This window comes from Telmatospirillum siberiense (genome assembly GCF_002845745.1).
GTDB lineage: Bacteria > Pseudomonadota > Alphaproteobacteria > Rhodospirillales > Magnetospirillaceae > Telmatospirillum > Telmatospirillum siberiense.
This window is the reverse complement of sequence record NZ_PIUM01000001.1, coordinates 299324-325696: the sequence shown is the minus strand read 5'-3', so window position 1 is coordinate 325696 and position 26373 is coordinate 299324. Positions and strand designations below refer to the sequence as shown.

The following is a 26373-nucleotide window of genomic DNA, read 5'->3' as shown; positions in this document are numbered from 1 at the left end:
TGAATATCCACACCCCCTTGATGGGGGCGCCTTAAGGCTTCTCCCGTTGCCTCTGGTTCCCCAATGGCATGAAAGGAAACCCAGGATATTTTGAACCACCAAGGCACCAAGACACCAAGGCGACTTTCGGATCAGCCGGCGGCGGTCAATCGGCGCCGCAGGCATTCGGCCGACAGCCGATGACGGGACGGGAAAATGCCGGTGGTATGCTCCGCCACCTTGGTGACTTGGTGCCTTGGTGGTTAATCAAAAGCCGGAGCGCACCGGAACGATCAAGAGGACGAAGAGAATCTGGCCGATTGCCAAATGTCAACACGCCCTAGGAGGCGCCGCCCGTTCACATGTGTTCATAAAATTTTACATGCTGTTCGCTTCAAAACGTAACGCCATTCACCTTCCCTGCTTAAGCTAAAAGTCATATCCACAGTGTGGTCTTTCGCAAGGCCGGCGCTGCAGGCGGCGCCATCCCTCGCGGGTGGCGCCTCCGCCGGCGAATGCCCGAAAAACCCCGCTCGTTAAAGGTTTCCATGATGAAGAGTATCGGACTGAATGGAGTGGACCGTCGGACGGTCTTGAAATGGTGCAGCGCTCTTGGCGGCTTGAGCGCCCTGGGAAGCGGCGCCGGGTTGCTCCGCCCCGCCTTGGCCGATGCCGGCGCCGCCGCGACCGCCGCCGAGGCGATCATCACCAGTTCCTGCAACGTGAATTGCGGCAGCCGTTGTCTGCTGCGCACCCATGTCGCCAACAATGTCATCACCAGCATCGAGACGGACGAGTCCGGAAACGATGAATATGGCATGCACCAGATTCGCGCCTGTCTGCGCGGACGCTCCATGCGCAAGCGCGTCTACTCGCCCGACCGCTTGAAATATCCGATGATCCGCACCGGCAAGCGCGGAGAGGGCAAGTTCAGGCGAATCTCCTGGGACGAGGCCCTGGATACCATCGCCGCCAAGATGAAGGACATCAAGGAGCGCTTTGGCAACGAAGCCTTCTACCTGCAGTACGGCAGCGGCAGCACCGGCGGCCTGATGTCGCGGGCGAACGCCTTCACGCCGCTGGTCAGGCTGATGAACTGCTACGGCGGCTTCCTCAATCAGCACAATACCTACAGCACCGCGCAAATCGCCACGGGCATGCCCTATCTTTACGGGATCAACGCGGGCAACGCCATGTCGGACATGGCAAACAGCAAGCTGGTCGTCATGTTCGGCAACAATCCCGCCGGGACGCGGATGAGCGGCGGCGGCATCGTTCACGATATGCTGGTGGCGAGGGAGAAAAGCGACGTCCGCCTGATCGTCGTCGATCCCTGCTTCAGCGACACCGCAGCAGTGGCGGACGAATGGATCCCCATCCGGCCCGGCACCGACGGAGCCCTGAGCGCGGCCATCGCCCATGTCCTGATCAGCGAGAACATGGTCGACCAGACATTTCTCGACACCTATTGCCTGGGATTCGACGAGGCCCATATGCCGGCCGACGTGCCGGCGAACTCCTCCTACAAGGCCTATGTCATGGGCCAGGGACCGGACGGATTGGTCAAGACGCCGTCCTGGGCGGCTTCCATCTGCGGGATACCGGCCGAGACGATCGTCCGGCTGGCTCGCCAGATCGGCCAGGCCAAGCCCTGCTGCATCAGCCAGGGATGGGGCCCGCAACGTCATTCCAACGGCGAAGACGCCTGCCGGGCCATCGCCATGCTGGCGATCCTGACCGGCAATGTCGGCATCCCCGGCGGCAATACCGGCGCACGCGAGGTCGGCTACGTCAATCCGTTCTCGTCCTTCCCGGTGCTGACCAACCCCGTCACGGCCAAGCTGCCCGTCTTCCTGTGGACGGACGCCATCGAGCGCGGCCCGGAAATGACGGCGTTCAAGGACGGCATCAAGGGAACGGATCGGCTGAAGGCGCCGATCAAGTTCATCTGGAACTATGCCGGCAACACCTTGATCAACCAGCATTCGGACATCAATCGCACCGCCGGGATCCTGGCCGACGAACGGAAATGCGAGATGATCGTGGTGCTCGACCATTTCATGACGCCGAGCGCCCGCTTCGCCGACATCCTGCTGCCCGGCACGACCAATCTCGAAGAAGACGAATTCGCCCGTTCCGATTATGTCAGCGAAATGGGCTACGTGATCTTCGGCAAGAAAGCGATCGAGCCACTCTTCGAATCCCGGGGGCTTTACGAGGTTTGCGCCGACCTCGCCGGCCGCCTGGGCTTCAAGGACAAGTTCACCGAAGGCCGGACCCGCGATCAGTGGCTGCAATATCTGCTCGACCAGTCCCGCGCGAAATTGCCCGATCTCCCCCAGACGCTCGAGGAAGCCTGGAAGATGGGCGTCCTCAAGATCAGAAATCCCGGTCCTCCCGACGTGCCGCTCAAGGCCTTCCGCGAGGATCCGGCCGCCCATCCGCTGAAGACGCCATCCGGCAAGATCGAAATTTTCTCGAAAAGACTATGGGATATCGGCCATACCTGGGAATTGTCCGAAGGCGACCGGATTCCCGCGCTTCCGGAATTCAACGAGGGGTTTGAGGGCTATCTCGACCCGGCGCGCAAACGCTTCCCCTTGCAAATGATCACCCACCACTACAAGCAGCGGACCCATTCCACCTACGGCAACATCCCGTGGCTGAAGGAGATCGCGCCCCAGGAACTTTGGATCAATCCCATGGACGCCGAACCCCGGGGTATCCGCCATGGCGACCTGGTCCGCATTCATAACGATCGCGGCGCCAGCGTCATCAAGGCCAAGGTCACGCCACGCATCATCCCGGGCACCGTATCCCTGCCGGAAGGCGCCTGGTACGCGCCCGATGCGCATGGCGTGGACCAGGGTGGCAGCCCCAACGTCCTCACCACGCACCGCCCCTCCCCCTTGGCCAAGGGCAACCCCCAACACTCGACCCTGGTCGAAATCGCCAAGGCCTAAAGGACGGATATCATGTTGAAACGCCCCGCCTTTCATATCGACCTCAAGACCTGCACCGGCTGCAAGACCTGCATGGTCGCCTGCAAGGACAAGCACGATCTGCCGGAAGGCGTCAAATGGCGCCGCGTGACGGAATACAGCGGAGGCAACTGGGTTCGACAAACGGACGGAACTTTCGCCCAGGACGTCTTCGGCTATTACATGTCGATCTCCTGCAATCATTGCGAGGATCCGATCTGCGTCCGATCCTGCCCGACCACCGCGATGCATAAGGATGAATGCGGCATCGTCAAAGTCGACCACGCGAAATGCGTCGGCTGCCGCTATTGCGAAATGGCCTGCCCCTATCGCGCGCCGCAGTTCAACCCGCAGATCGGCATGATGACCAAATGTGACTTCTGCGAGGATTTCCAGTTGCAAGGCAAGGCCCCCGCCTGCGTGGCCGCCTGCCCCTGCCGCTCGCTGACCTTCGGGGAGTATGACGAGTTGAAGGCGCGCTTCGGAGAGGCGACCACCGTGGCTCCACTGCCCGAACCGACGATTACCCAGCCCAGCCTCGTCGTCACACCCGGCCGGACCGCCAAGGCCGCGCATTCCGATCGCGGTCGAATCCGCAATCCGGAGGAACTTTGATCATGAATACCGCCGAATGGCCGTTGGCCGTCTTTACCCTGGTCGTACAGATGGCGGCGGGAATGATGGTTCTGTCCGAACTGGCTCGCATGAGGGCGGGAGCCGCCGCAAAGCGGCTGTTCGCCGGACGGGACATCGTCTGTTTCGCGCTGGGCGCGGTGGGCATGCTGATTTCCCTCGCCCATCTGGGCAATCCCCTGCACAGCCCCTTCACCATTTTCCACCTCGGCCAGTCCTGGCTGAGCCGCGAGGTTCTCTGCACCGGCCTCTTCGTCGCCACCCTGGCAGTCCTGGTCGCGGTGCGCGTCTTTCCTCCGCTCACCAGAACCATTCCCTTCCTGGCCAGACTCGTCCCCCTCATCACCGTCCTGTCCTGCCTGGCCGGATTAGCCACGGTCTACGCCATGGCGCGGGTTTACATGCTCGTCACCGTGCCGGCCTGGAACTCGCCCTCGACGCTGCTGAATTTCTTCGGAGCCGCTTTTCTGCTGGGCTCCCTGGGAATCGGTCTGCTCGCCAGCGTCAACTGGACCGTGAGCGTTCCCGCCGACGAGAAAGGCCCGGGAAATTGGGTGATCGCCACGATCCTGCTCGGCCTGGCCTTGGGACTTGGCCTGAAATTCGCCGAAATTCCCTTCGACCTCCTGGCCGGGGCGCAGCATAACGCCCGCGGCGAGTCCATCCTGACGATTCTGTCCGATATCGGGATGCCGGTCTTCGCCCTGCGGCTGGTCCTGCCGGTTCTGGCTTCCGCCCTGTTCCTGCGCGTGCTGATCCCCGCCTTCAAGCGAGACGGCAATGGCCTTTCGGCGCCACTGGCCGTCTTCGCGCTGTTTTTCGGAATGGCGGGGGAATTCCTCGGCCGCCTGATTTTCTACAGCACTCACATCCTCATGGGCCTTTGAGCATCGTCATGGAAACAGACCTCCTCTTCGCGCACGGCGCGGCCCTCGGGTTCTGCGCGAACCTCTTTCATCCGGAATTCAACCGGACCCTGCTGCACCGCTGCGCCGAAGAGGGACTTTCCGGTAGCTGGCCACTACCCCTGACCGATGAAACCACGAGGGAAAACCAGGCCGCCGTGCTGGACGCGCTGGACACCCCGACAGAGGAATATCTCTCGGCGATCGAGGCCGACAACACAGCCCTGTTCATCGGACCCGTCGAACCGGTGCCGATGTGGGAATCGGTCTGGCGAACCCGGGAACGGCTGCTCTACGGCGACTGCACTGAAGAAGTGAGACTGGCCTACGCCCAAGCCGGGTTCACGACGCCGGACGACATTCACGAACCCGAGGATCACCTGTCCCTCGAACTCACCTTCCTGGCCGCCCTATTGATTCGTTCCGGACAGATCCTGGAGGACGGGCGGCCGGACGCCGCCGCAGGGGAATTGGAGACCGCCCGCGCCTTCCATCATCTCCATACCTCCCTGTGGGCCTTTGACTGCCTGCGGGAAATCGGCCGCCTCGCCGCGACGCCGTTTTATCGGGGCGCCGCCGATCTCTGCGCGCGGACGCTCTTCAGTCTGGAAGCCCTTTTCGGGCGCTAATGCGAAGCTTTACCAGCCCTGCGCTTCTCGCATGAGCCACCCTCTTCGCGCCTCTCGACGGGAAGCGGGTGATCGGCTATAGTCCGGCCCGCTCCATCCGGACAGATGAACAGGTCGGCGCCCTTGCCCGCCGATGCCGGATGACGGGCCTGGCACGAAGAGGTAAACCCCTGCCGGCACGGCCAACCGGCACCCATATCATCGTTCAACTTGGATGCGCTGCGTGGAAGCGGGTATGCTGCTGACGCGGGATCGCTTCTTGCAATGGATGGGACCGGCCGTTTCCTGGTCTGGTAGCGAATAGAAGACTGTCAATATGCGCCGTATCTCCGGTTTCGTCGTTCTGCTTGTGATCATTCTGGTCAATCTCGGTGTGTGGTGGCTGATGAATCGCCCGCACTCCGACGTCGCCTGGCACGGCGAGATCAGCAGTATTTCCTTCAGTCCCTACCGCAAGGACGACGATCCGCTGGCGGACCGCGAACCGCCACCGGAATCGATCGACAAGGATCTGGCGCAGGTCGCCCCGGTGGTGAACTCCATCCGGCTCTACAATGCCAAGCCGATGACCCAGACCATTCCGGCCATGGCGGCGAAATACAATCTGACGGTCACGGCGGGCGCCTGGTTGTCCGGAGCGCTGGCCGACCCCAACCTGCGCCTCGACAAGCCGGTTGGACAGATGTCCCCGGACGAGCTGAAAGCCTATCAGACGCAGATGCACGATCTCACCGCCAACGAGGAGGAGATCAACGGCGTCATCGCCATGGTGCGCGAAAACCCCAACATCAACCGCGTCATCGTCGGTAACGAGACCATCCTCACCGGGCAGACCACCGTCCCGCAATTGATCCGTTATATCCGGCAGGTCAAAGCCAAGGTTTCGCTGCCGGTCTCCACCGCCGAGCCGGCGTCCGTATGGCTGTCGCATCCGGAACTGGTCCGCGAGGTCGATTTCATCGCCTTGCACGTCTTGCCCTATTGGGAAGGCATCCCGGCCGAACATGCGGTGGATTTCGTCTTCGGCCAATATGACGCCTTGCGGCGCATCTACCCCGACAAGCACGTCATGCTGGCCGAGGTGGGGTGGCCGTCGGCCGGCAAGGGCCGCCAGAAGGCCGAGCCTTCCGTGATCAACCAGGCTCTCTTCCTGCGCCGCTTCCTGAACCGCGCCACCGAGGAGGGCATCGACTACAACGTCATCGAAGCCTTCGACCAGCCCTGGAAGAAAGCCTTCGAATGGACGGTGGGCACCCATTGGGGTGTCTGGGACGCCGACCGCAATCCAAAATTCTCGATGGTCGAGCCGGTGCTCGAAATGAAGCAGTGGCCGATCCAGGCCATCGCGGCGACCATTCTCGCCCTGCTGCCGGTAATCTGGTTCCTCTATAACTGGAGCCACCTGCGGACGCGCGGCAAGATCTTCTTCGCCGCCCTGGTGCAGGGGGCGGCCTCGCTGGTCATCTGGACCATGTCGGTACCGATGATCCGCGACTTCGCGCCATCGACCGAGTTGATGTATTCGGTCCTGCTGCCGGCCCAGTTGATCCTGCTGGTGGTCGTCCTGATCGCCGGCTATGAGATGACCGAACTGACCTGGGCGCGGCAGATGCGCCGCACCTTCACGCCGGAAACCTCGCCGCACGCCACCCGCTTCCCCAAGGTTTCGCTGCATCTGCCCTGCTACAACGAACCGCCCGAGATGGTGAAGCTGACGCTCGACAGCTTGAACGCCCTCGATTACCCGAATTTCGAGGTTCTGGTGCTCGACAACAACACCAGGAACCCGGAAGTCTGGAAGCCGGTCCAGGATTATTGCGCCCAACTTGGCGATCGCTTCCGCTTCTATCATTTGGGAAAATGGCCGGGCGCCAAGGCCGGCGCGTTGAACTTCGCCCTCACCCAGACCGATCCCGAGGCCGAGGTCATTGGCGTCATCGATTCGGACTATCAGGTCAACCCCGATTGGCTGAAGGTGCTGGTTCCCTATTTCGAAAATCCGAAGGTGGGCTGGGTCCAGGCGCCGCAGGACCACCGCGAATGGGAATTCGATCTGTTCAAGGAATTCATCAACTGGGAATATGCCGGATTCTTCGACATCGGCATGGTGGCCAGGAACGAGGACAACGCCATCATCCAGCATGGCACGATGACGCTGATCCGGCGCCAGGCCCTGGAGGAAACGGGGAAATGGGCCGAATGGACCATCGTCGAGGACGCCGAACTGGGCTTGCGGCTTCTGGAGAACGGTTATGAATCGGTCTATCTCAGCCACCGCTTCGGCCACGGCCTGACCCCCGACAACTTCACGGCCTATAAGAAGCAGCGGTTCCGCTGGGCCTATGGCGCCTGCCAGATTCTCAAAGGCCATTGGCGGGCGCTGATCCCCTTCCGCAATACCGGACTGACCGCCAGCCAGAAATACCACTTCATCACCGGCTGGCTACCCTGGTTCGCCGATGCGCTTTATGTGATGTTCACCATCCTGTCGGTCTTCTGGACCATCGGACTGGTCGTTTCACCGCGCACCTTCGATTTTCCCCTGGCCATTTTCGTCATGCCGACCGTCGGCGTGTTCGTGGCCAAGATGATCCATCACCAGTTCCTTTATTCCACCCGAGTCAAATGCAATTGGCGCCAGCGCATCGGCTCGGCCATCGCCGGCATGGGCCTGACCTATTACATCGGCCGCGCCATGTGGCAGGGCGTCTTCACCAAGACCATCCCCTTCCTCAGGACCCCGAAATGCGAAGACAAGGCCGCCTGGACGGCCGGCTTCATGATGGCGTCGGAAGAAACCGTACTGATGCTGTCGCAATGGTTCTGCGCGGGGCTGATCCTGGCCGTCAAGGGATGGAACGATTTCGACGCGCGCATCTGGGCGCTGGTATTGAGCGTGCAATCCATTCCTTATCTGGCGGCGCTGACGACGGCGATGATTTCCGCATTGCCGACGGAAGGCTTCATGCGCTGGCTTCTCGGCAAACCGAAGGCCCCGCCCCTCGCCCCGACGCAAGCGGCGGAATGACATCCATCGCGATCACCCTGCCCCACCGGCTGCCGGAGACGCTGGCCGTTGGGGCCTTTTTGAAAAACACGCTGTGCGCCATCCAGGGCAATCTGGCCCTGATAACGCCGGCCATCGGCAATCTGGACAGCAGCGAGACGATCGCCACCTTCGAGCGGGCGGCGGCGGAACTGATCCGGACTCTCGGCCTGAAACCGGCCCTGATCGCCCACGACCTGCACCCCGATTTCTATTCGACCCGCTGGGCTGAAGGCCAGAGCTCTCCCGCCCTGGCCGTGCAGCATCACCACGCCCATATCGCGGCCGTCGCGGCCGAACATGGTTTGGAGGAAACGGTCATCGGACTGGCCCTCGACGGTTTCGGCCTGGGCCCGGGCAACCAATCCTGGGGAGGCGAACTGTTGCTGGTCGACGGACCGGATTACCGTCGCATCGGTCATTTGGCGCCCCTGGCACAGCCGGGCGGGGATCTGGCGTCGCGCCAACCCTGGCGGATGGCCGCCGCCGTCCTGCATCGGTTGGGCCGCGACGGCGAGATCGCCGGCCGCTACGGCGCCCAACCCGGCGCCGCCATGCTGGGACATATCATCGGGCGAAATCTCAACAGTCCCCCGACATCGAGCGCGGGCCGGCTGTTCGACGCCGCCTGCGGTCTTTTAGGCGTTCACCTCGTGGCCGACTTCGAAGGCCAGGCGCCGATGGCGCTGGAAGCCATGGTGCGCAGACCGCGTGTCCTGAAAGACGGCTGGTCGATCGACGAGGGAGTCCTCGATCTCCTTCCCACCATGGAAGCCCTGCTCGACCGCGACGCCGCCGACGGCGCCGATCTGTTTCACGGCACGCTGGTCGCCGCCATGCTGGATTGGGTTTGCCAGGCGGCGGAGGCGACCGGCATTCGCAAGGTCGCCATGGGAGGCGGTTGTTTCTTCAACAAGGTGCTGCGGCAGGGCCTGGAGGATGGCCTTGCCGAGCGCGGCCTGATCCCGCTGTTGCCCAAGGCCGCCTCGCCCGGCGATCCGGGAGTCAGCCTGGGACAGGCCTGGGTGGCGGCGCTGGAGGCCGGCCGCGCGCGATGACCGGTCGCCCATCCATAACGCTCCGCCTTTCTTTTTATTACGCCGCCCTGTTCTCGGTCATCGGCATCCAGCTCCCCTATTGGCCGCTTTATCTTTCCTCGAAGGGTCTCGCCGCGGCCGAGATCGGCTGGATACTGGCCGCCTCCTATCTGGTCAAGGCGCTCACCAACCCCTTGCTCGGGCACATCACCGACCGCCATGGCGGTCGCCGCAAGGGCCTGATCATTCTCGCCATCCTCAGCCTGTCGACAACCACCCTATTCTTCTGGGCGGATGGCTTCGCCGCCGTACTGCTGGCGACATTGCTGTCGTCGGCAGCCTTCACCGCCATGTTGCCGCTGGGCGACAGCCTGACCTTGCAAAGCGCCGTGCGCCATCGGCTCGATTATGGACGTATTCGCCTGTGGGGATCGTTGAGCTTTATCGTCATTTCGGGTCTGGCCGGCCAGTTTCTGATCGACGCGCCCCGCTCCGCCATTTTGCTAAGCTGTCTGGCCGGCCTCGTCCTTGCCCTTCTCGCCGCGGCCCAACTGCCCGACCTGCCGCAAGCGCCGGGGAAAAGCCGTCAGCAGCCGATCGGAGAGTTGCTGTCGCGCCCGGTCTTTCTGCTGTTTCTCGCCGTTTGCAGCCTGATGCAGGCCAGCCACATGATCTATTACGGTTTCGCCACCCTGCATTGGCATGCAGCCGGTCTTTCCGGCACGGTCATCGGCGGCTTATGGGCGGAAGGCGTGATCGCGGAAGTGGTCCTGTTCGCCTGCGGCGCCCGATTGATCGCCCGCTTCGGACCGGGTCGCCTGATCGCCTGCGCGGGTATCGCCGGAGCGATCCGCTGGGCGGTTCTCGCCGCCACCACCGATCCCTTGTTTCTGGCGCCGGCGCAATTGCTCCACGCCTTCACCTTCGGTGCCGGCCATCTGGGAGCCATGCACTTCATCATGCGGGCGATTCCGGCTGGCCTGTCGGCCCGCGCACAGGGAATCTATTCGGCGGTGACGACCGGCATCGTGCCGGGCGCGGCCATGTTGATGTCGGGGCGGCTTTACCAGTCCCTGGGCGGATACGCCTTCCTCGTCATGGCCTCGCTTTCGCTCGCCGCCTGGGCGCTCGCCCAGCCGATGCGCCGACGCTGGACCGGCGGGCTAATCTGCGGGCACCAAGAGGGTTAGAGTTTTCCGCTTTTAACTCAATCAAACCGCAAAAAAATCTAACCATACAATATATTTAATTATAGGATAACTCGTGAAGGGGTCCTCCACGGCAAGCTTACGCGTCAGCTCATATCTTGCGCAGCATCGTGACTTCATGGAATTACTCACTTATCAAAAATAACGCCTGATATTATATGCTGCGGGACGCAGGGACTGTGAGATGTCGACATCAAGCATCCATGGAAAATCACCATCCCTACGCCACAGGCTATCCACCCGTCATGCTTTTTTTACTGTCATTATCGCCCTTCTTGTTGGCTTCGGAGTGAGTTTTGTCGAATTCTTCCTCAACTTAAGGGAGGAAAGAGCACGATCGGAAGAAGCCATTCGCCTTGTTCTCGATATGGTGACGGAACCCGCCGCATCTGCGGCCTATACCATCGATAAAACCCTGGCACAGCGTATCGTCAGCAAACTCATCAACGACCACGAGATCCTTTCCGCCGAAATCAGGGACGACTTCGGCGGAATTCTGGGGCAAGCCAAACGCTCCCCCGCCGATCAGAATTTGACCAACATTTCAAATTACCTCGTGACGCCGATTCCGCCGTTCCAAATTGCGCTGTTCAACGACAATTACGTCGGCGAGCCGATTCATGTCGGAGAACTGATGGTCGCCATCGATAGCGGAGCAATTCTCGACAATCTGGAGAACGGTTTTTCGCGCATGGCTCTCTCCAGCATGATCCGCGCCGTCGCGATCGCCACGATCATGGCGATGCTTTTTCATGTCCTGACCACGAAGCCGCTGCTGCGACTTGCCGGCAGCGTCGCTGAGATCGAGCCAAGCCAACCCATCCGGCAGATGCTAACCGTTCCGCAAGGGCACGCGGAAGACGAACTTGGCATGATCGCCGAAGCCGTCAATCGTCTCATCACGGCGTTCCAGAAAAGTCTCGCGGAACAAGATCGCATCGGCGAGGAACTCCGCCAATTGGCCGCCTCCCTGGAACGTCGGGTCGAAGAGCGGACGGCCGAGCTTGCCAAGACGAACGAAAACCTGCGTCTGGCCATGGACCACCTGGTCAACGCCGAAAAGCTCGCGGCGCTGGGGCAGTTGGTGGCCGGCGTGGCGCACGAACTCAATACACCGCTCGGCAACATATTGACCGTGGCCACCACATTGCGGACCCGCGCCGAAACGTTCGCGGAACGTATCCGTTCCGGTTCCATACAACGGTCGGTTCTCGACAATTTCGTGGCGGAAAACCTCGAAGCGACGCGCATCCTGATCCGCGGGGCGGAAAGTGCGGCAGGAATGATCGGCAACTTCAAACAGGTCGCCGTTGACCAGGGTAGTTTCGGCCAGCGGCGCTTCCAGCTTGCCGCAATCGTACAGGAAATGCTGTCATCCCTACACAACAAACTAAAAAATACGGGAATTTCAGTAAAAATTGATATTCCAGATGACATTTTACTCGATAATCATCCAGGACCTATTGAACAGATATTAATAAATTTCATCACAAATAGTATATTGCATGCATTCGATGCCGAGCATACCGGCACCATTACCATCACGGCTCGGGCGGAAGACGGCGATCTGACGCTGACCTACCAGGATGATGGAAAGGGAATGTCTGAGGAAACGGCGAGGCGGGCCTTCGATCCTTTTTTTACGACGAAATTTGGCCAGGGCGGGTCCGGACTGGGACTTTATATCGTCTATAACCTGGTAACCGGGGCATTGAACGGCAACTTGCGGATGTCCTCGCATCCCGGCGCGGGAACGCGCTTCGATTTGTCCTTTCCCTTGGACGCCATCAAAAAACCGAACCAATCCGGGGAGAAAACATGATCCCACCGTCCCGACACGACACCGAAGGGTCGCAGAACGACGACGTCGTGCTCATCCTCGACGATGACGCGGCACAAGAAACAATTTCCGACGACCATTGGCTCATCCTGGTGGTCGACGACGACGAGGAGGTGCACCAGGCCACCGATTACGCCTTGAAGGACGTCCGGATCATGGGACGTCCGCTGCGGCTGCTTCATGCCGGTTCGGCCGCCGCGGCCCGCGATATTCTCGACCATGAAACGAATTTCGCCGCGATCCTGCTGGACGTCGTCATGGAGACCAGCGACGCGGGACTTCACCTGACCGAACATATCCGCAATGTCCGCGGCCTGACGGAGCCCCGCATCATCCTACGGACCGGACAACCGGGCTACGCGCCCGAACTGCAAGTCTTCGAGCATTACGACATCAACGACTATCGCACCAAATCCGAGTTGACCCAGACCCGGCTGGTGACCTCCTTGATGGCGGCCATTCGCTCCTACCATCAAATCAGAACCATCGCCGAAAATCGGCGTGGACTGGAATTGATCATTCACGCCGCCGCCGATCTGATGGAGTTGCGGGCGATCAACACCTTCGCGGAAGGCGTGCTGACGCAGATCGCCGCCTTGCTGGACGTTCCTGTCGACGGGTTGGTCTGCGTCCAGCGCGGCATGCGCGTCGCTCCCGCCGACAACGAGGAACTATATATCGTCGGCGCGGCCGGACGCTTCTCCAAATATCTCAGCTTGCCGCTGTCGCAGATGGTCGATAGCCCGATCCCCGATCTGATCGCCGCCGCGATGGCGGCGCGCCGCCATCAGTTCGGCGAGCGTTTCACCGTGCTCTATTTACGCAGCGACCAGATAGAAGGTGCGATCTACATCCATACGACGCGCAACCTTTCGCCGAACGATCGCAGCCTGATCGAGGTCTTCACCACCAATATCTCGGCCTGTTACGGCAATGTCCATCTTGTCGAAGAATTGAACCACGTGGCCTTTCACGACCTGCTGACGGGACTTTGCAACCACGGCGGCTTTACCCGCATCCTCGATTGTGCCGAAGAGCGGGACGCGGGCCTCGTCGTGGCTCTGATCGATCTGGCCCATTTCCACGACGTCAACGACGGACTGGGAGAGGATTTCGGCAATGCCCTGCTGCGGGCGGTGGCCTTGCGATTACGTCAGGGCCTGCCGGAAAGCTGCCGCCTGGGTCGCATCGACGGCAATATTTTCGCGGTCGCCGGACCGGAAAGCGCGGTCAATCCCAGCGTTCTTCTGGATCTCTTCAAGGCGCCGCTTCCCTGCGAAGGGCATATGCTGCCGATCTCTGTCACGCTCGGATTGTGCCGCGCCACCGACGAGTCCCAATCCGGAGCCGTCTTGCTGAGCCGTTCCAACATCGCGCTCAGCCTGGCCAGGTTCGACCCCCATTTGCACTACGCCTATTTCGCCCTTGAGATGGAGAACAAGCTCCGTCAGCGATTGAGCGTCATCGGCGATCTGCATTTGGCGTTTGAAAAGCGCGAGTTGTCGGTCTGGTATCAACCCCAGATCGAGTTTCAGACCCAAACGATGTGGGGCATGGAGGCTTTGATCCGCTGGCCGCAGGGCGGCGGTTTCGTGCAGCCGCCGGCGGTATTCATCCCCTTGGCCGAGGATTCCGGACTGATCGTCGAAATCGGCTACTGGGTCCTCGACCAGGCCTGCCGGCTATTCACCAAGGTCCAGGCCTTGCCGGGCGCGCCGCCGCGCGTCGCCGTCAACGCCAGCCTGACGCAATTCCGTTCCGCCGATTTCGTGCGCCGCGTCGCCGCCATTCTGGAAAATCACGGCATGAAACCCACACAGTTGGAACTGGAAATCACCGAAAACCTGACCATGAACGACCCCAAGCAGGTTCTGGCGACCTTGGCCGAACTCAAGCAACTTGGCGTCAGCGTCGCACTGGATGATTTCGGCACCGGCTACTCATCTCTGTCACGCCTCGATTTCATGCCTATCGGCACATTGAAGATCGACAGGAGTTTCGTGAGCGAAATCGGCCAAGACCGGGGCGGGAATCTGACCGAAACCATCGTGACGCTCGGTCGAAAGCTCAACCTGACCACCGTCGCGGAGGGCATCGAAACCCCTGAGCAGGCGAAATATCTGCACGACATCGGCTGCGATGTCGCGCAGGGTTTCCTGTTCGCCAAACCAATGCCGGAAGAAAACCTGGTGCTGTGGCTGAAGCAGGAAAGGCAAAATACGGTCTTTTAATAAAAGAAGAGCCCCCATTCACGGACCTTGCCTGGCCAGCCAACCATAGCCGTAACTGTTGACGATCCGTTCGTAACTGCCGTCCGCCTTCATGGAATCGAAGGCCTTGGCCAGCCGCCGGGCGATAAGCGGCGAGAAATCCCGCGACGCCGCCAGATAGCTCGGCGGCGCATCGACGACGAATCCACGGCGCAGTCGGGCCGGGCTCTCGCCCAATCTGGTCATCGCCAATTTGGCTTCCGCCTCGCGGGCGAACCAAACATCGAAGCGGCCGGCCAACAACTTTCTGGCGTTGATGATATTGTCGGTGGACAGATCGAGATACCGCAGTCCGGCTCGCCTCAGGATGCTCTCGGCGGGAGCATTGGCCATGCCGCCGATCACCGAATTCCTCACGGCTTCGAAACTGGAAATGTCGACGTCGGGACGTATCGCCAGAAGATAAAATGGCTCGCCCGGCATGATCGGCTGGATCCAGCTATAGAGTGCTTCCCGCTCGACCGTCCGCACGACGGGCACGATGGCGACATCGTGCCCCAGGCTTGCCTCCAGCAACGCCCTTTGCCAGGGCATGAAGTTGATCTCGACATCGATGCCGGCCCGCCGTCCCATTTCCTGGACGATCTCGATGGCGAAACCCGGACGCGGACCGTTCTCGATCGCATAAGGCTCAATATTTCCGGTCAGAACCCTTACGGTCTCGGCATGGCAATAGGCCCCCGCCAGGAGAAACGACATCAGGAAACAGAGAAATGCGACCATCCGGGACATCGCATCATCCTTAGCCAAAGAACGAAAGGAGATCCGTCAACGATGCCGTCCGATAAATTCTACACCTCAATCGGGAAAGGCCCCAAACGGTTCCTACGCCGTGGCCAGGGCCCCCATGATCACCACCAGCCAGGGCGGCAACCGCCAGAAAACCAGCAGCAGGAAGGCCACCAGGGCAAGACCGAAATCGGCCGGCGCGAAAATCGCGCTGGTCCACACCGGCGAATAGAGGGCGGCCAGCAATACGCCGACCACCGCCGCATTGACCCCCTGCAACGCCGCCCGGGCCCAAACTTTCCGGCGCAGCCGATCCCAGAACGGCAAGACGCCGATCACCAGCAGAAAGGACGGCAGGAAAATCGCCCCCAGGCAGATCACACTCCCCAGCCATCCATGCGGCGCCGGCTTCATCGCGGCCCCCAGATAGGCGGCGAAGGTGAACAACGGACCGGGAACGGCCTGAGCGGCGCCGTAGCCGGCCAGAAAAACATCCCCCTCGATCCAGCCCGGTTGCACCACTTCGGCCCGCAGCAACGGCAGCACCACATGCCCCCCGCCAAAGACGAGGGACCCGGAACGGAAGAAACCGTCGATCAACCGCCAGGTCTGACTGCCCGTGCCGGCGGCAACCACCGGCAACAATGCCAGCAAGGCGACGAACAGGATGAGGGCGGAGCACGCCAGGGCGGGGGGCACCTTCGGCAAGGCGCTACCATCGTCCCTGGCCGGCGGCCGGGGCAGTCCCATAAGGCCGACCGCGCCCCCCAGGACCATGGCTCCGATCTGGCCGATGACCGTCGGCGCGATGAGCGACAGCAAGGCCGCACCGACCGCCAGACTGATCCTCAGCCGGTCGGGACAAAGGCTCCGGGCCATGCCCCACACGGCCTGGGCGACGACGGACACCGCGACGATCTTCAATCCGTGCAACCACGTCGCCTGCCGTAAATCGCCCAGGGCATCTATCCCGCAGGCAAACGCCCAAAGAACCAGGGCGGACGGCAGGGTAAAACCCAGCCAGGCGGCCAAGGATCCCGCCAGCCCCGCCCGCTGGAGGCCGATGCAAATGCCCACCTGACTGCTGGCGGGACCGGGCAGAAACTGGCACAAGGCGACGATATCGGCATAGGCGGCCTCGTCGAGCCACATTCGCCGCCGGACGAATTCCTCGCGGAAATAGCCGAGATGAGCCACGGGCCCACCGAAACTGGTCAGGCCCAGACGCAAAAAAACCAGGAAAACCGAACATACCCGTTGAAAAATCCCCGCCCGGCCGCCCTCCACGCCGATGGAATATTCCGGCATGATTCCCCACATCATATTGATCCCCTCCACTCACATGGGGAGGGTGACGAATGACGTCAGCGGAGAAATTCCGGATTTCACGCAGCCGTAACGCAAAAGAGCATTTTCCTGATGAAACCCGAGGATAAGCAGTCAATTTTTCGAAACTTCGCTCGGCAACTTGGCCGAAGTGGTTATAATTAGGTGTAACATTTATCTTGTGGGGCGAATCTTGGGTTCCGTACGTCTTCCTGTTCTTCCGGCGCCCATTTTGCGGGCGATCGTCATGGCCGCGCTGCTGCTGGCGAGCGAAGGCGCCTCCGCGGCACCGCCGGTCGCGCCGACGGATCCCGCCGCCCAGGAAATCCAGAAGCGCCTGACCGGCACCGCCGAGACCACCCGGATCGCCGGCGAAGAGGTCGACCTGGGTCAACTCCGCGCGTTTTATCAGCCGCGCGGATGGCGCCCGGCCTGGAACGACACCGCCGACAAGCTGATCGGCACGCTGAGCGCAGCCGACCAGGAGGGCCTGCCGACCGAGGGGCTGCATCTGACGGCGATCGCCCAACGCCGGACGGCGGGCGGAACCCCCGGCCTCGCCGACCAGGATATGCTGATCACCGACGCGCTGCTGCGCTACGCCAATGCCATGCGGGGCCAAAGGGTCGACCCCACCCACATCGAGGACGACTGGTTCCTGCCCACCCCGCCCTTCGACGCCCAGGCCTTCCTGCAAGAGCACGCGCGCGACATGGCGACCGCCTTGCGCGGCTTGCAGCCACCCTACGCGGGCTACCAGTTGCTGCGACAGAAACTGGCCGAATTGAAAGCCATAGCGGCGGCCGGCGACTGGCCGAAAGTCCCCGCCGGACCGACCATCAAGCCGGGTGATATCGATGACCGCATCCCGGCCATCCGCGCCCGCCTGATGGCCACCGGCGAATTGCCCCAGGGCGATCGGGCCCAGACGCTCTACGACGAGCAGTTGCTGGCCGCCGTGCAATTGTTCCAACGCCGGCACGGCCTGGCCGACGAGGGAGCGCTCGGACGCCAGACCATCACCGCGATGAACCTCTCGGCCGCCCAGCTGGCTCGCCAGGTCGCGGTCAATATGGAACGCTGGCGCTGGTTGCCGCAGCGCCTGGAAGACAATCATATCGTCGTCAACGTCCCTGGCGCCTGGCTGGAAGTGGTCGACGGCGGACGGGCGATCCTGAGCATGCGCGTGGTGGTGGGCGATCCCGATCATCCGACCCCGGCGATGCATGCGCAAATGACATCGCTGGTGTTGAACCCCACCTGGAGGGTGCCCGCCTCCATCGCCACCGACGAGATCCTGCCCAAGCTGAAAAAGGATCCCGGCTATCTGATCGCCAACGACCTCGAACTGGTCTCCGACGCCTTCCCCTCGGGAAGCCCCGAAAGCCAGGGCGTCGGCATCTCCTGGCAAGACCGCAGCAGCATTCCCTGGCCGATCCGCCAAAGAGCGGGGTCGGACAACGCGTTGGGACGGATCAAGTTCAACATCCCCAACAATGACGACATCTATCTCCACGACACCCCCAATCACAAAGCCTTCACCCGGGCTCTGCGGGCGCTGTCGCATGGCTGCGTGCGGTTGGAGAAGCCGGACCAACTGGCCCTTTACGTTCTCAAGGACAAGGATTGGTCGCAAGAAAGGCTGGACAGCGAAATCGGCGCGGGAAACACCCGGACCCTCACGCTGGGCAAGCGCCTTCCCGTCTGGCTGCTTTACTGGACCAACTGGGTCGATGCCGAGAGCGTATTGCAGATCAGGGACGATGTGTATGGCCGCGACCAACGTCTGGCCGCTGCCCTCGCCCGACCCTTGCGTTCCGGCTCGGTCCTGTCCAGCAACGCCACCGCCATCCCCAAGGAAGTGCGCTGTGATGGTTGCCGTGTCCCTTGAAATGATGTTATGACGGATGAAATAGGATGTAAAAAGAGACGAAGGGGAAAACCATGACCGATCGGAAACGAGGTGACCGATGCTGAGTCGCCGGCAGTTTCTCGTTTGTGGCGCCGCGGCGACCGCCGCCGCCGCCTTCATCCCCTTCCCCGCCGAAGCAGCACTCCGCACCAAAATAGAACGTTCCGTCGCCCTTCATAACATCCATACCGGTGAGAGCCTCAACACCACCTACTGGACCAACGGTCAGTATCAGCCCAGTTCGCTCCGCCAACTCAATCGCATCCTGCGCGATCATTATTCCGGCGACATCCACTCCATCTCTCCCCAGGTCATCGACCTCCTTTGCGCCTTGCAGCATCGCCTGGGCACCAAGAAACCCTTCCAGATCATTTCCGGCTATCGCTCACCCGAGACCAACGCCATGTTGGCCGCCGAAACCGATGGCGTCGCCCAGCACAGCCTGCATATGGAAGGCAAGGCGATCGACATCCGGATGGATGGCGTCTCCGTAAGAACCTTGGGCCGCGCCGCCAAAAGCCTGAAATCCGGCGGTGTCGGGCAATATCCCAGTTCGAACTTCGTCCATGTGGACGTCGGCCGCGTCCGCTGCTGGTAAGCCGCGCCGCTTCGGCAACAGCCCGTAATCGAAGGGTTAAATAGCCGCCTCGCTTGTCAGCGGTGCGGGAAATCCCAATTCCGTCGTCTTTTTCGCACGCCCTCAATTCTCCACCTCAATTCTGTAAATATATAAAACCAGTAGAATTTGCAAAAAAATCACATTACGCTGCCGTCCATTGCCAGTGATCAACGTGATCAACTGCGGAAATGAGGTGGCGATGATACGGCGCGCGATGTTCTGGTTGGTTTTACTGGGCCTGGGCTGCTTCGCCCAGACAGCCGCGAGGGCCGATGCCACCCTCGACAAGATCAAGGAACGCGGCGTTCTGGTGGTCGGCGTCATGCTGTCCGGCCCCCCATTCGGTTATATCGACCCGACGACGCAGGAACAGCGGGGCGTCAATATCGATCTGGCGAAAAGCCTGGCGGACCATCTGGGCGTCCGGCTGGAAACCGTGCCGGTCACGCCTCCTACCCGCGTCGCCTTCCTCCAGCAGGGCAAAGTCTCGCTCCTGCTCGCAAATATGCAATGGACGCAGGATCGCAGCGAAATTCTGACCTTCGTGCCGACCCCTTATGACGAAGTGGGCGGCGCCGCCGTGGTCCGCAAAGGCAGCGGCATCAAGGAGTGGGCGAATCTCAAGGGAAAACCGGTCTGCGTGTCCCAGGGCAGCAATTTCACCAAGCCGCTGGCCGAGGATTATGGCGCCCAGGTCAAGGGGTTTCCCAGCCAGCCCGAATCCCTGCTGGCCCTCAAGGGCGGCAATTGCGTGGCCGCCGTCCACGATGGCGCCGCCGTCAAGCTGATGGTCGAGGACAAAAAGAGCGAATGGGGCGAATACGAAATTCCCATCCCAAACGATCTCATCCCCTCGCCGTCGGTAATCTGGCTGCGCAAAGGCGAGACCGACACCCAGGCGGCCCTCGACGCCATCGTCAAGGAATGGCACCGGACCGGCTGGCTGATCGAGACGGCGAAAAAGAACCGCCTCCCCTTGTCGCCCCTTCTCAACCGGCTGCATGAACAGTTCAAGGCATCCTGATGACCATCCTCACCCATCCGACGCAAAAGCGGGACCCCGAGATTCCTCTCTCGCGCCGGGCGCGGGAAACCCGGCTTCCCCCAAACGCCGCGGCCAGTCTCAAAGCCAAGGCGTTGCGTGCCGAAGGACGCGACATCATCGACCTGACCATCGGGGAGCCCGATTTCGATACGCCGGAGCACATCAAGGACGCCGCCATCCAGGCCATGCGCCGGGGCGAGACGAAATACACGCCGGCCGCCGGCACCCAGGCCCTGCGGGACGCGGTCAGCCGCAAACTGGCGCGGGAGAACGAACTGGATTACCCCGCCCGGCAGATCGCCATCGCCAACGGGGCCAAGCAGATCATCTTCAACGCCTTTGCCGCCACGCTCGATACCGGCGACGAGGTAATCATTCCGACACCGGCATGGTCATCGTTCCAGGACGCCGCCGCCTTCAACGACGGAACGCCGCGTCTCGTTCCCTGCCCGGCCTCAACCGGCTTCAAACTGACGCCGGAAGCCCTGGAGCGCGCCATCACCCCGAAGACCCGCTGGCTGGTACTGAATTCCCCCAGCAATCCGTCGGGGGCCGTCTACAACGCGGACGAACTCGAAGCGCTGGCCGACGTGCTGAGGCGCCATCCGCAAGTGCTGGTCCTGCTCGACGAGATCTACGAGCATGTCCATTTCCTGCCCGGGCCACCGGCCAGCCTGACCCGCGTCGCCCCGGATCTGCTCGATCGCATCCTGCTGATCACCGGGGTTTCCAAGACCTACGCCATGACCGGCTGGCGCATCGGTTTCGGCGCCGGCCCCCTGCCGCTGATCAAGGCGATGATCATGGTCCAGGCGCAGGCCTGTTCGGGCGTCAACGCCATCGCCCAGGCGGCCGCCATCACCGCGCTGGACGGCGATCAGTCCTTCGTTGAACGAGCGGCGGCGGCCTACAAAAGCCGCCGCGACATCGTGGTGAACGCCTTCGCCGGCAGCCCTCACATTGATCTGGTGGCTCCCGACGGCGGACTGTTCGCCTTCCCCAGTTGCGCCAGCGTCATCGGGCGGAAGACGCCGCAGGGTCGTCTGATCGACACCGACCTGGCCTTCGGCGACTATCTGCTGGAAACGGAGGGCGTCGCCTCGGTCAATGGCGGTTCCTTCGACCTGCCCGGCCATTTCCGACTGTCCATCGCCGCCGACGCCAATTCCATCGAGGAGGCGTGCCGCCGGATCGCGCGCGCCTGCGCGCGGCTCGGCTGACGGGAAAGGCCGCGCCATGCCGGACGCCATCCTGAGCCAACTGATCGGCGCCGCCAAACAGGCCGGTTTCAATTACGCCTTCATCAACGACGGCTATGAAAGCGGTATCTGGGCCGAAGGGCTGCTCACCACCCTGGAAATCGCCGGGCTGACCATTCCCATCAGTCTTCTCGTCGGCGTCCTGCTGTCGGCGGCCATCACGTCGCGGCGGAACTGGCTCGCCCTTCCGGCGCGCAGCTTCATCGAACTGACCCGCAACACGCCGACGCTGATCCAGCTTTATTGCGCCTTCCTCGTCCTCAACATGCTGATCAGCAACGCCTTGCAAGGGGCCGAGCACAATCCGCTGACGCCCTTCGCCTGGGTGGTGGGTGTGCTCGCGCTCCATATCGGGGCGTTCCATGCCGAGGCGTTCCGCGCCGGCATCGAAGCGGTCCCCGGCGTCACCACCGAGGCCGCGCTTTCCCTGGGCTTCAGCCAACGGGCCATCTTCTGGCGGATCACGCTGCCGCTGGCCTTCCGATTTTCATTGCCGTCGCTCGTCAACAATCTGGTCAATCTGCTCAAGCTGACGACCCTGGGCTCGGCGATCGCCGTCGGCGAGGTGACCTATGCCTCCATCATGATATGGACGCAGCATGACAATGTGCTGGAGCTGATGATTCTGCTACTGCTGTTCTTCAGCGCGCTGGCCTACGGCCTCGCCCGCGCCGGCCATTGGCTGGAAAACCGGTTAAGGATTCCCGGCTATGACGTCGGCTAGGCTGACGCTCCGCCTCGCTCCGGGCAGGGGATGGAACTGGGCGGCGCTGTCGGGCGCCATAGCTTTGGCGGTGATCGCCGTCGCCCTGTTGCCGGCGCCGCCGCTGCTGTCGACATTGTTGCGCTGGCTGCCGCATCTCGCCCAGGGCTTCGCCATGAATGTGCTGATCAGCGTGCTGGCCGTCGGGCTGGGCACCCTGGGAGGCATCGTCCTCGGCGGACTGGAGTTGTCGCCCTTCGCGGCGATCAGGCGGCCCACCCATTGGTTCGTCCAGACCTTCCGGAATGCGCCGCTGCTCGTCATGGTCTATTTTTCCTCATACATCTTTCCGTTCGAAATCAGCATTCAGCATCATTACGTCGCCTTCCCCGACTGGCTGAAGGCGACCCTGGGCCTGGCCCTGCCGGCCAGCGCCTACGTCGCCGAAATCGTTCGCGGCGCCGTCCGTTCGATTTCCACCGCCCAATGGCAATCGGCGAAGGCCCTGGGATTTCGCCGCATTCAAACCCTGCGCTGGGTCATTCTGCCGCAATGCGTCAAGCGCGCCCTGCCGCCTTGGATGAATCTCTACGCCACCATCACCATGGGAACGACGCTCGCCTCCCTGGTCGGCGTCGCCGATCTGCTGAACGCCGCCAACAACGCCAGTGCCGCGGTGCACAGCACCAATTTCACCATCGTTGTCTATCTGTCGATCCTGGTCTGGTTCTTCCTTTATTGCTACGCGATCTCGGCAGTGACCAAAGCACTCGAGAGGAAATATGCCTTCCACTGAAGCCAAGAACCGCAAGACCGAACGGGACCGGACGGTCCACGACGCCTTGGCCCGCATCCGTGGCCTCGCCGGCGGATCTTCTCCGGACCGATCCGGCCTATCGCGCATTCTGGAGGTACTGCTGACCGTGGCCGCCCGGCGTCCCTTGTGGACGGCCGAGGATTTTCCCCCGCCGGAGGGCGCGGCGCGGCATGCCCGCTATCTGATCAGCGAGGATCCTGACCAAAGCTTCGCGCTCTATCTCAACGTCATGCGGCAGGGTAATCTGATCATCCCGCACAACCACACCACCTGGGCCTGCATCGCCGCCGTGGAAGGCAGCGAGCACAACCATCTCTACCGCCGGCTCGACGACGGCACGCGGTCCGGCATCGGCATCCTGGAACAGACGGACACGGTCGAAGTGGGACCGGGCCAGGGCATCGCCCTGCTGCCCGACGACATTCATGCCGTGGAGATCAAGACGGACCCGGAAATCCGCCATCTGCATCTCTACGGCCGGTCATTGGAAACCCTGAGCGAACGCATCCGCTTCGATCTGGCAAACGGACGTACCGAGAAAATGCCCATCGGCGTGGAGACCCGCCGATGAACACAGGCTTTGAAAGCGCGGCGCCCGGCCCCCGCCTGATCGATCCCGGCACTTTGAAAAACTGGCTGGACGACGACGGGGAGATCGCCCTGTTCGACGTCCGGGAGCACGGCCTTTACGGCGCCGGACACCTGTTTTTCGCCGTACCCCTGCCCTATAGCCGGCTGGAACTCGACATTCCCCGGCTGGCCCCCAGGCCGGGAGTTCGCGTCGTCCTTTACGGCGACGACGACGATCTGCCGGTCCGCGCCGCCCGGCAACTGGACAAACTGGGCTACCGGAACACGGTCGTGCTGAAAGGCGGCGCCCCGGCTTGGGAGGCGGCCGGGTTCGGCCTGTTCGCCGGAGTCAACGTCCCCTCCAAGGCGTTCGGCGAACTGGTCGAACAGACCTTCCATACGCCACATGTCAGCGCCGACGAACTGTCCGAATGGATGACGCGGGGCGAAAAACTGATCGTCCTCGACGGCCGCCCGTTCGAGGAATATGGCAAGATGAACATTCCCGGCGGCATTTGCTGTCCCAACGGCGAGTTGGCCTATCGGCTGGGCGAGCTGGTCGACGATCCGGACAGGCGGATCGTCATCAACTGCGCCGGCCGCACCCGCAGCATTCTGGGCGCGCAGACCCTCGTCAATCTGGGCATCCCCAATCCGGTCTATGCGCTGGAAAACGGCACACAGGGCTGGATGCTGGCGGACCTGCCGCTGGAACACGGCAGCCGGCGCCGGTGGCCCGACGGCGTTCCCTCGCGCGGGCTGAGCGAAGCGCGCAAGGCGGCCGGTGATTTCGCGTTCCGCCATCAAGTGCCCATCCTGACGGCGGCCGCCGTGATCGCCTGGCTGGCCGACGACGCGTGGACGACCTTTCTTTTCGACGTGCGCACCGCGCAGGAATTCCAGGCCGGCACCCTGGCCGGAGCCCGCCATGCGCCGGGCGGGCAATTGATCCAGGCCACCGATCAGTTCGTCGGCGTGCGCCGGGCCAGAATCGTGCTGTTCGACGACGAAATGATCCGCGCGCCGGTGGTCGCCGCCTGGTTGCGCCTGCAGGGCCACGACGCCACGGTCCTGGAAGGCGGCTTGCACGGCGGGCTGGACCTTGCAAAACCGGAAGACGGAAGCAAATCGGAGCCCCCCGGCCACTCACTGGACCTTCCCCTCGCGGCGCTTTCTTCCGCGACGCCGCCGCCCGTACTGGTCGACGTCCGCCCCAGCAGGGATTACCGGCAGGGCCACGCGCGGGGCGCCCTCTGGTCGATTCGCCCCCGGTTGGCGAAGCAGTTTGCCGGTGAACGGCGGACGGTGGTGGTGATCGGCGACGATCCCGCCCTTGCCCATTTGGCGGCGCGGGAACTGCTCGACGCGGGTATTTCCGCCAGAACCCTGGGCGGCGGATACGCCGCCTGGATCGCCGCTGGCCTGCCGGTGGAGGCCACCCCCGCCGAACCGCCCGACAGCGAACGCATCGATTTCCTGTTCTTCACCCATGACCGCCACGAGGGAAACAAGGCGGCGGCGCGGCAATATCTCGCCTGGGAACTGGGGCTGCTCGAACGACTCGACCGGCAGGAATTGGCCTCGTTTCGCCTGAAGCGGAACGCCGCCAGTCCCGGCTCGCCGGTGAAGGTGAGCGCGGAATGAACGACAAGACGTTGTTGACCCGCCTCGTCCACAGCGGGCGCCATAGCCCCGTCGAAGGCGGAATACCGGTCAATCCGCCGGTGGTGCGCATGAGCACGGTGCTTTTCGATTCCGTCGCCCATATGCAGGACATCCGCGCCCGGCGCGGCAGCGAACGCCTTCTCAGCTACGGCGCGCGCGGCAATGTGACGGGATTCGCCCTGGAGGATCTGATCACCGAATTGGAAGGTGGTTACCGGACCCGGCTTTTCCCGACCGGGCTGGCCGCCATCGCCCAGATGTTCATCGCCCTCCTGGAACCGGGCGACCATCTGCTGATCGGCGATTCCGTCTATGACCCGGTGCGCAATTTCGCCCGGCATTTCTTCGACAGGTTCGGCATCCGTTATGATTATTTCGCCGCCGACGGGCACGATCTGGAGGAAAAGATCCTACCGTCGACCCGGATGATCTATCTGGAATGTCCCGGCTCCGTCGTCTACGAATTGTGCGATCTGCCGAAAATCGCCGCGATCGCCCGGCCACGGGGAATCCTGGTGGCGGCTGACAACTCCTGGGGAGCCGGGGTGCTCTACCGGCCGCTGGCGCTCGGCGCCGACATCTCCGTCTCGGCGGCGACGAAATACCTGGGTGGACACGCCGATGTGATGATGGGCGCGGCCACCTGCACCGAAGCCCTGTGGCCACGACTGGGCGCCTGCTGCGACGCCATGGGGGTGGCGGTCAGCCCCGACGATTCATGGCTGGTGCTTCGCGGCGCGCGCAGTCTGGCCGCGCGCTTACAGATGCACCAGGAGCACGCCCTGCAGGTGGCGAAATGGCTGCAAAACCATGAGGCGGTGGAAGCGGTCTTCTGCCCGGCCTTGCCGGAACACCCCGGTCACGCGCTGTGGCGCCGCGATTTCAGCGGCACCAATGGACTGATTTCCGTCTCCTTGAAAGACCGCTCCCGCCAGACCGCCGCGGACGTCATCGACCGCCTGGAGCTTTTCGGTATCGGGGCGTCGTGGGGCGGCTTCGAAAGCTTGGCGACGCTTTCCGAGATGACCGCCATCCGCAGCGTGACCGACTGGCGGGAATGTCCGGCGGTGATCCGCCTGCATATCGGCCTGGAGGATCCGTCCGCCCTGATTGCCGACCTTGCCCGAACGCTGGCGCTGGTGCCGAGGCGAGCCAAGGCGGAGGCGCTATGAGCATCGCCCCTTGTGGGAGAGGGCGGCG

20 protein-coding genes are annotated in these 26373 nt (G+C 62.5%); 18 read left to right on the top strand and 2 right to left on the bottom strand.

Annotated elements, in window-relative coordinates; translation table 11 throughout:
• Positions 1–527 precede the first annotated feature (527 nt).
• The 9 genes from CWS72_RS01535 (at position 528) to CWS72_RS01495 (ending at position 14489) form a co-directional block, all read left to right on the top strand.
• Positions 528–2942: a DMSO/selenate family reductase complex A subunit gene (locus CWS72_RS01535; RefSeq protein WP_101248899.1), complete on the top strand. Its 2415-nt coding sequence runs from the start codon at positions 528–530 to the stop codon at positions 2940–2942.
• Positions 2943–2954: 12 nt separating this feature from the next.
• Positions 2955–3575, top strand: a complete 621-nt coding sequence (locus CWS72_RS01530) for a DMSO/selenate family reductase complex B subunit (protein WP_101248782.1) — start codon at positions 2955–2957, stop codon at positions 3573–3575.
• A 2-nt stretch (positions 3576–3577) separates the two neighbouring features.
• A complete protein-coding gene (locus CWS72_RS01525) occupies positions 3578–4480 on the top strand; it encodes a dimethyl sulfoxide reductase anchor subunit family protein (RefSeq protein ID WP_101248781.1) in 903 nt (300 codons plus the stop codon).
• An 8-nt stretch (positions 4481–4488) separates the two neighbouring features.
• Positions 4489–5127, top strand: coding sequence for a TorD/DmsD family molecular chaperone (locus tag CWS72_RS01520; protein WP_146002589.1), 639 nt, complete (start codon positions 4489–4491; stop codon positions 5125–5127).
• A 316-nt stretch (positions 5128–5443) separates the two neighbouring features.
• Entirely contained in the window at positions 5444–8155 is a 2712-nt protein-coding gene (locus tag CWS72_RS01515) for a glycosyltransferase (protein ID WP_101248779.1), read from the top strand.
• Positions 8152–9231, top strand: coding sequence for a Kae1-like domain-containing protein (locus CWS72_RS01510; RefSeq protein WP_101248778.1), 1080 nt, complete (start codon positions 8152–8154; stop codon positions 9229–9231). The genes CWS72_RS01515 and CWS72_RS01510 overlap by 4 nt, the downstream gene beginning before the upstream one ends.
• Positions 9228–10400: an MFS transporter gene (locus CWS72_RS01505; RefSeq protein ID WP_101248777.1), complete on the top strand. Its 1173-nt coding sequence runs from the start codon at positions 9228–9230 to the stop codon at positions 10398–10400. Before CWS72_RS01510 ends, CWS72_RS01505 begins: the two co-directional genes overlap by 4 nt.
• A gap of 202 nt (positions 10401–10602) precedes the next feature.
• Positions 10603–12240 (top strand): ATP-binding protein, encoded by a 1638-nt coding sequence (locus tag CWS72_RS01500; protein ID WP_101248776.1) that lies wholly within the window; start codon positions 10603–10605, stop codon positions 12238–12240.
• On the top strand, positions 12237–14489 hold the full coding sequence (locus CWS72_RS01495; protein WP_101248775.1) for a GGDEF/EAL domain-containing response regulator: 2253 nt from the start codon (positions 12237–12239) through the stop codon (positions 14487–14489). Before CWS72_RS01500 ends, CWS72_RS01495 begins: the two co-directional genes overlap by 4 nt.
• 18 nt (positions 14490–14507) lie before the next feature.
• Here the strand turns inward: CWS72_RS01495 and CWS72_RS01490 are convergent, their stop codons facing one another.
• Both CWS72_RS01490 and chrA read right to left on the bottom strand, forming a co-directional pair.
• Complete coding sequence (locus CWS72_RS01490) at positions 14508–15260, bottom strand: substrate-binding periplasmic protein (protein WP_101248774.1); 753 nt, start codon at positions 15258–15260, stop codon at positions 14508–14510.
• 93 nt (positions 15261–15353) lie between these two features.
• On the bottom strand, positions 15354–16580 hold the full coding sequence (gene chrA / locus CWS72_RS01485) for a chromate efflux transporter (RefSeq protein ID WP_476718205.1): 1227 nt from the start codon (positions 16578–16580) through the stop codon (positions 15354–15356).
• 196 nt (positions 16581–16776) lie between these two features.
• On the opposite strand from chrA, the gene CWS72_RS01480 reads away from it, so the two are divergent.
• From CWS72_RS01480 to metC, 9 genes are all read left to right on the top strand, one after another.
• Positions 16777–18474, top strand: a complete 1698-nt coding sequence (locus tag CWS72_RS01480) for a L,D-transpeptidase family protein (protein ID WP_146002588.1) — start codon at positions 16777–16779, stop codon at positions 18472–18474.
• Between the two features lie 79 nt (positions 18475–18553).
• Positions 18554–19093 (top strand): peptidoglycan L,D-endopeptidase MepK, encoded by a 540-nt coding sequence (gene mepK / locus CWS72_RS01475; protein WP_101248772.1) that lies wholly within the window; start codon positions 18554–18556, stop codon positions 19091–19093.
• Positions 19094–19313: 220 nt separating this feature from the next.
• Entirely contained in the window at positions 19314–20138 is an 825-nt protein-coding gene (locus CWS72_RS01470; RefSeq protein WP_199175498.1) for a transporter substrate-binding domain-containing protein, read from the top strand.
• Complete coding sequence (locus CWS72_RS01465) at positions 20138–21379, top strand: aminotransferase class I/II-fold pyridoxal phosphate-dependent enzyme (RefSeq protein ID WP_101248771.1); 1242 nt, start codon at positions 20138–20140, stop codon at positions 21377–21379. Before CWS72_RS01470 ends, CWS72_RS01465 begins: the two co-directional genes overlap by 1 nt.
• Before the next feature lie 16 nt (positions 21380–21395).
• Positions 21396–22142, top strand: a complete 747-nt coding sequence (locus tag CWS72_RS01460; protein ID WP_101248770.1) for an amino acid ABC transporter permease — start codon at positions 21396–21398, stop codon at positions 22140–22142.
• The gene (locus CWS72_RS01455; RefSeq protein ID WP_101248769.1) at positions 22129–22917 is read left to right on the top strand and encodes an amino acid ABC transporter permease; all 789 of its coding nucleotides are present in this window, start codon (positions 22129–22131) and stop codon (positions 22915–22917) included. The genes CWS72_RS01460 and CWS72_RS01455 overlap by 14 nt, the downstream gene beginning before the upstream one ends.
• A complete protein-coding gene (locus CWS72_RS01450; RefSeq protein ID WP_101248768.1) occupies positions 22904–23509 on the top strand; it encodes a cysteine dioxygenase family protein in 606 nt (201 codons plus the stop codon). The genes CWS72_RS01455 and CWS72_RS01450 overlap by 14 nt, the downstream gene beginning before the upstream one ends.
• Positions 23506–25152, top strand: a complete 1647-nt coding sequence (locus CWS72_RS01445) for a rhodanese-like domain-containing protein (RefSeq protein WP_101248767.1) — start codon at positions 23506–23508, stop codon at positions 25150–25152. The genes CWS72_RS01450 and CWS72_RS01445 overlap by 4 nt, the downstream gene beginning before the upstream one ends.
• On the top strand, positions 25149–26345 hold the full coding sequence (gene metC / locus CWS72_RS01440; RefSeq protein ID WP_101248766.1) for a cystathionine beta-lyase: 1197 nt from the start codon (positions 25149–25151) through the stop codon (positions 26343–26345). The genes CWS72_RS01445 and metC overlap by 4 nt, the downstream gene beginning before the upstream one ends.
• Positions 26346–26373 lie beyond the last annotated feature (28 nt).

Coding starts and splice junctions, on each gene's coding strand:
- CWS72_RS01505 (WP_101248777.1), top strand. CDS start 9,228: ATGACCGGTCGCCCATCCATAACGCTCCGCCTTTCTTTTTATTACGCC.
- mepK (WP_101248772.1), top strand. CDS start 18,554: ATGCTGAGTCGCCGGCAGTTTCTCGTTTGTGGCGCCGCGGCGACCGCC.
- chrA (WP_476718205.1), bottom strand. CDS start 16,580: ATGATGTGGGGAATCATGCCGGAATATTCCATCGGCGTGGAGGGCGGC.
- CWS72_RS01500 (WP_101248776.1), top strand. CDS start 10,603: ATGTCGACATCAAGCATCCATGGAAAATCACCATCCCTACGCCACAGG.
- CWS72_RS01465 (WP_101248771.1), top strand. CDS start 20,138: ATGACCATCCTCACCCATCCGACGCAAAAGCGGGACCCCGAGATTCCT.
- CWS72_RS01460 (WP_101248770.1), top strand. CDS start 21,396: ATGCCGGACGCCATCCTGAGCCAACTGATCGGCGCCGCCAAACAGGCC.
- CWS72_RS01450 (WP_101248768.1), top strand. CDS start 22,904: ATGCCTTCCACTGAAGCCAAGAACCGCAAGACCGAACGGGACCGGACG.
- CWS72_RS01445 (WP_101248767.1), top strand. CDS start 23,506: ATGAACACAGGCTTTGAAAGCGCGGCGCCCGGCCCCCGCCTGATCGAT.
- CWS72_RS01455 (WP_101248769.1), top strand. CDS start 22,129: ATGACGTCGGCTAGGCTGACGCTCCGCCTCGCTCCGGGCAGGGGATGG.
- CWS72_RS01525 (WP_101248781.1), top strand. CDS start 3,578: ATGAATACCGCCGAATGGCCGTTGGCCGTCTTTACCCTGGTCGTACAG.
- CWS72_RS01530 (WP_101248782.1), top strand. CDS start 2,955: ATGTTGAAACGCCCCGCCTTTCATATCGACCTCAAGACCTGCACCGGC.
- CWS72_RS01470 (WP_199175498.1), top strand. CDS start 19,314: ATGATACGGCGCGCGATGTTCTGGTTGGTTTTACTGGGCCTGGGCTGC.
- CWS72_RS01510 (WP_101248778.1), top strand. CDS start 8,152: ATGACATCCATCGCGATCACCCTGCCCCACCGGCTGCCGGAGACGCTG.
- CWS72_RS01520 (WP_146002589.1), top strand. CDS start 4,489: ATGGAAACAGACCTCCTCTTCGCGCACGGCGCGGCCCTCGGGTTCTGC.
- metC (WP_101248766.1), top strand. CDS start 25,149: ATGAACGACAAGACGTTGTTGACCCGCCTCGTCCACAGCGGGCGCCAT.
- CWS72_RS01515 (WP_101248779.1), top strand. CDS start 5,444: ATGCGCCGTATCTCCGGTTTCGTCGTTCTGCTTGTGATCATTCTGGTC.
- CWS72_RS01490 (WP_101248774.1), bottom strand. CDS start 15,260: ATGTCCCGGATGGTCGCATTTCTCTGTTTCCTGATGTCGTTTCTCCTG.
- CWS72_RS01495 (WP_101248775.1), top strand. CDS start 12,237: ATGATCCCACCGTCCCGACACGACACCGAAGGGTCGCAGAACGACGAC.
- CWS72_RS01535 (WP_101248899.1), top strand. CDS start 528: ATGATGAAGAGTATCGGACTGAATGGAGTGGACCGTCGGACGGTCTTG.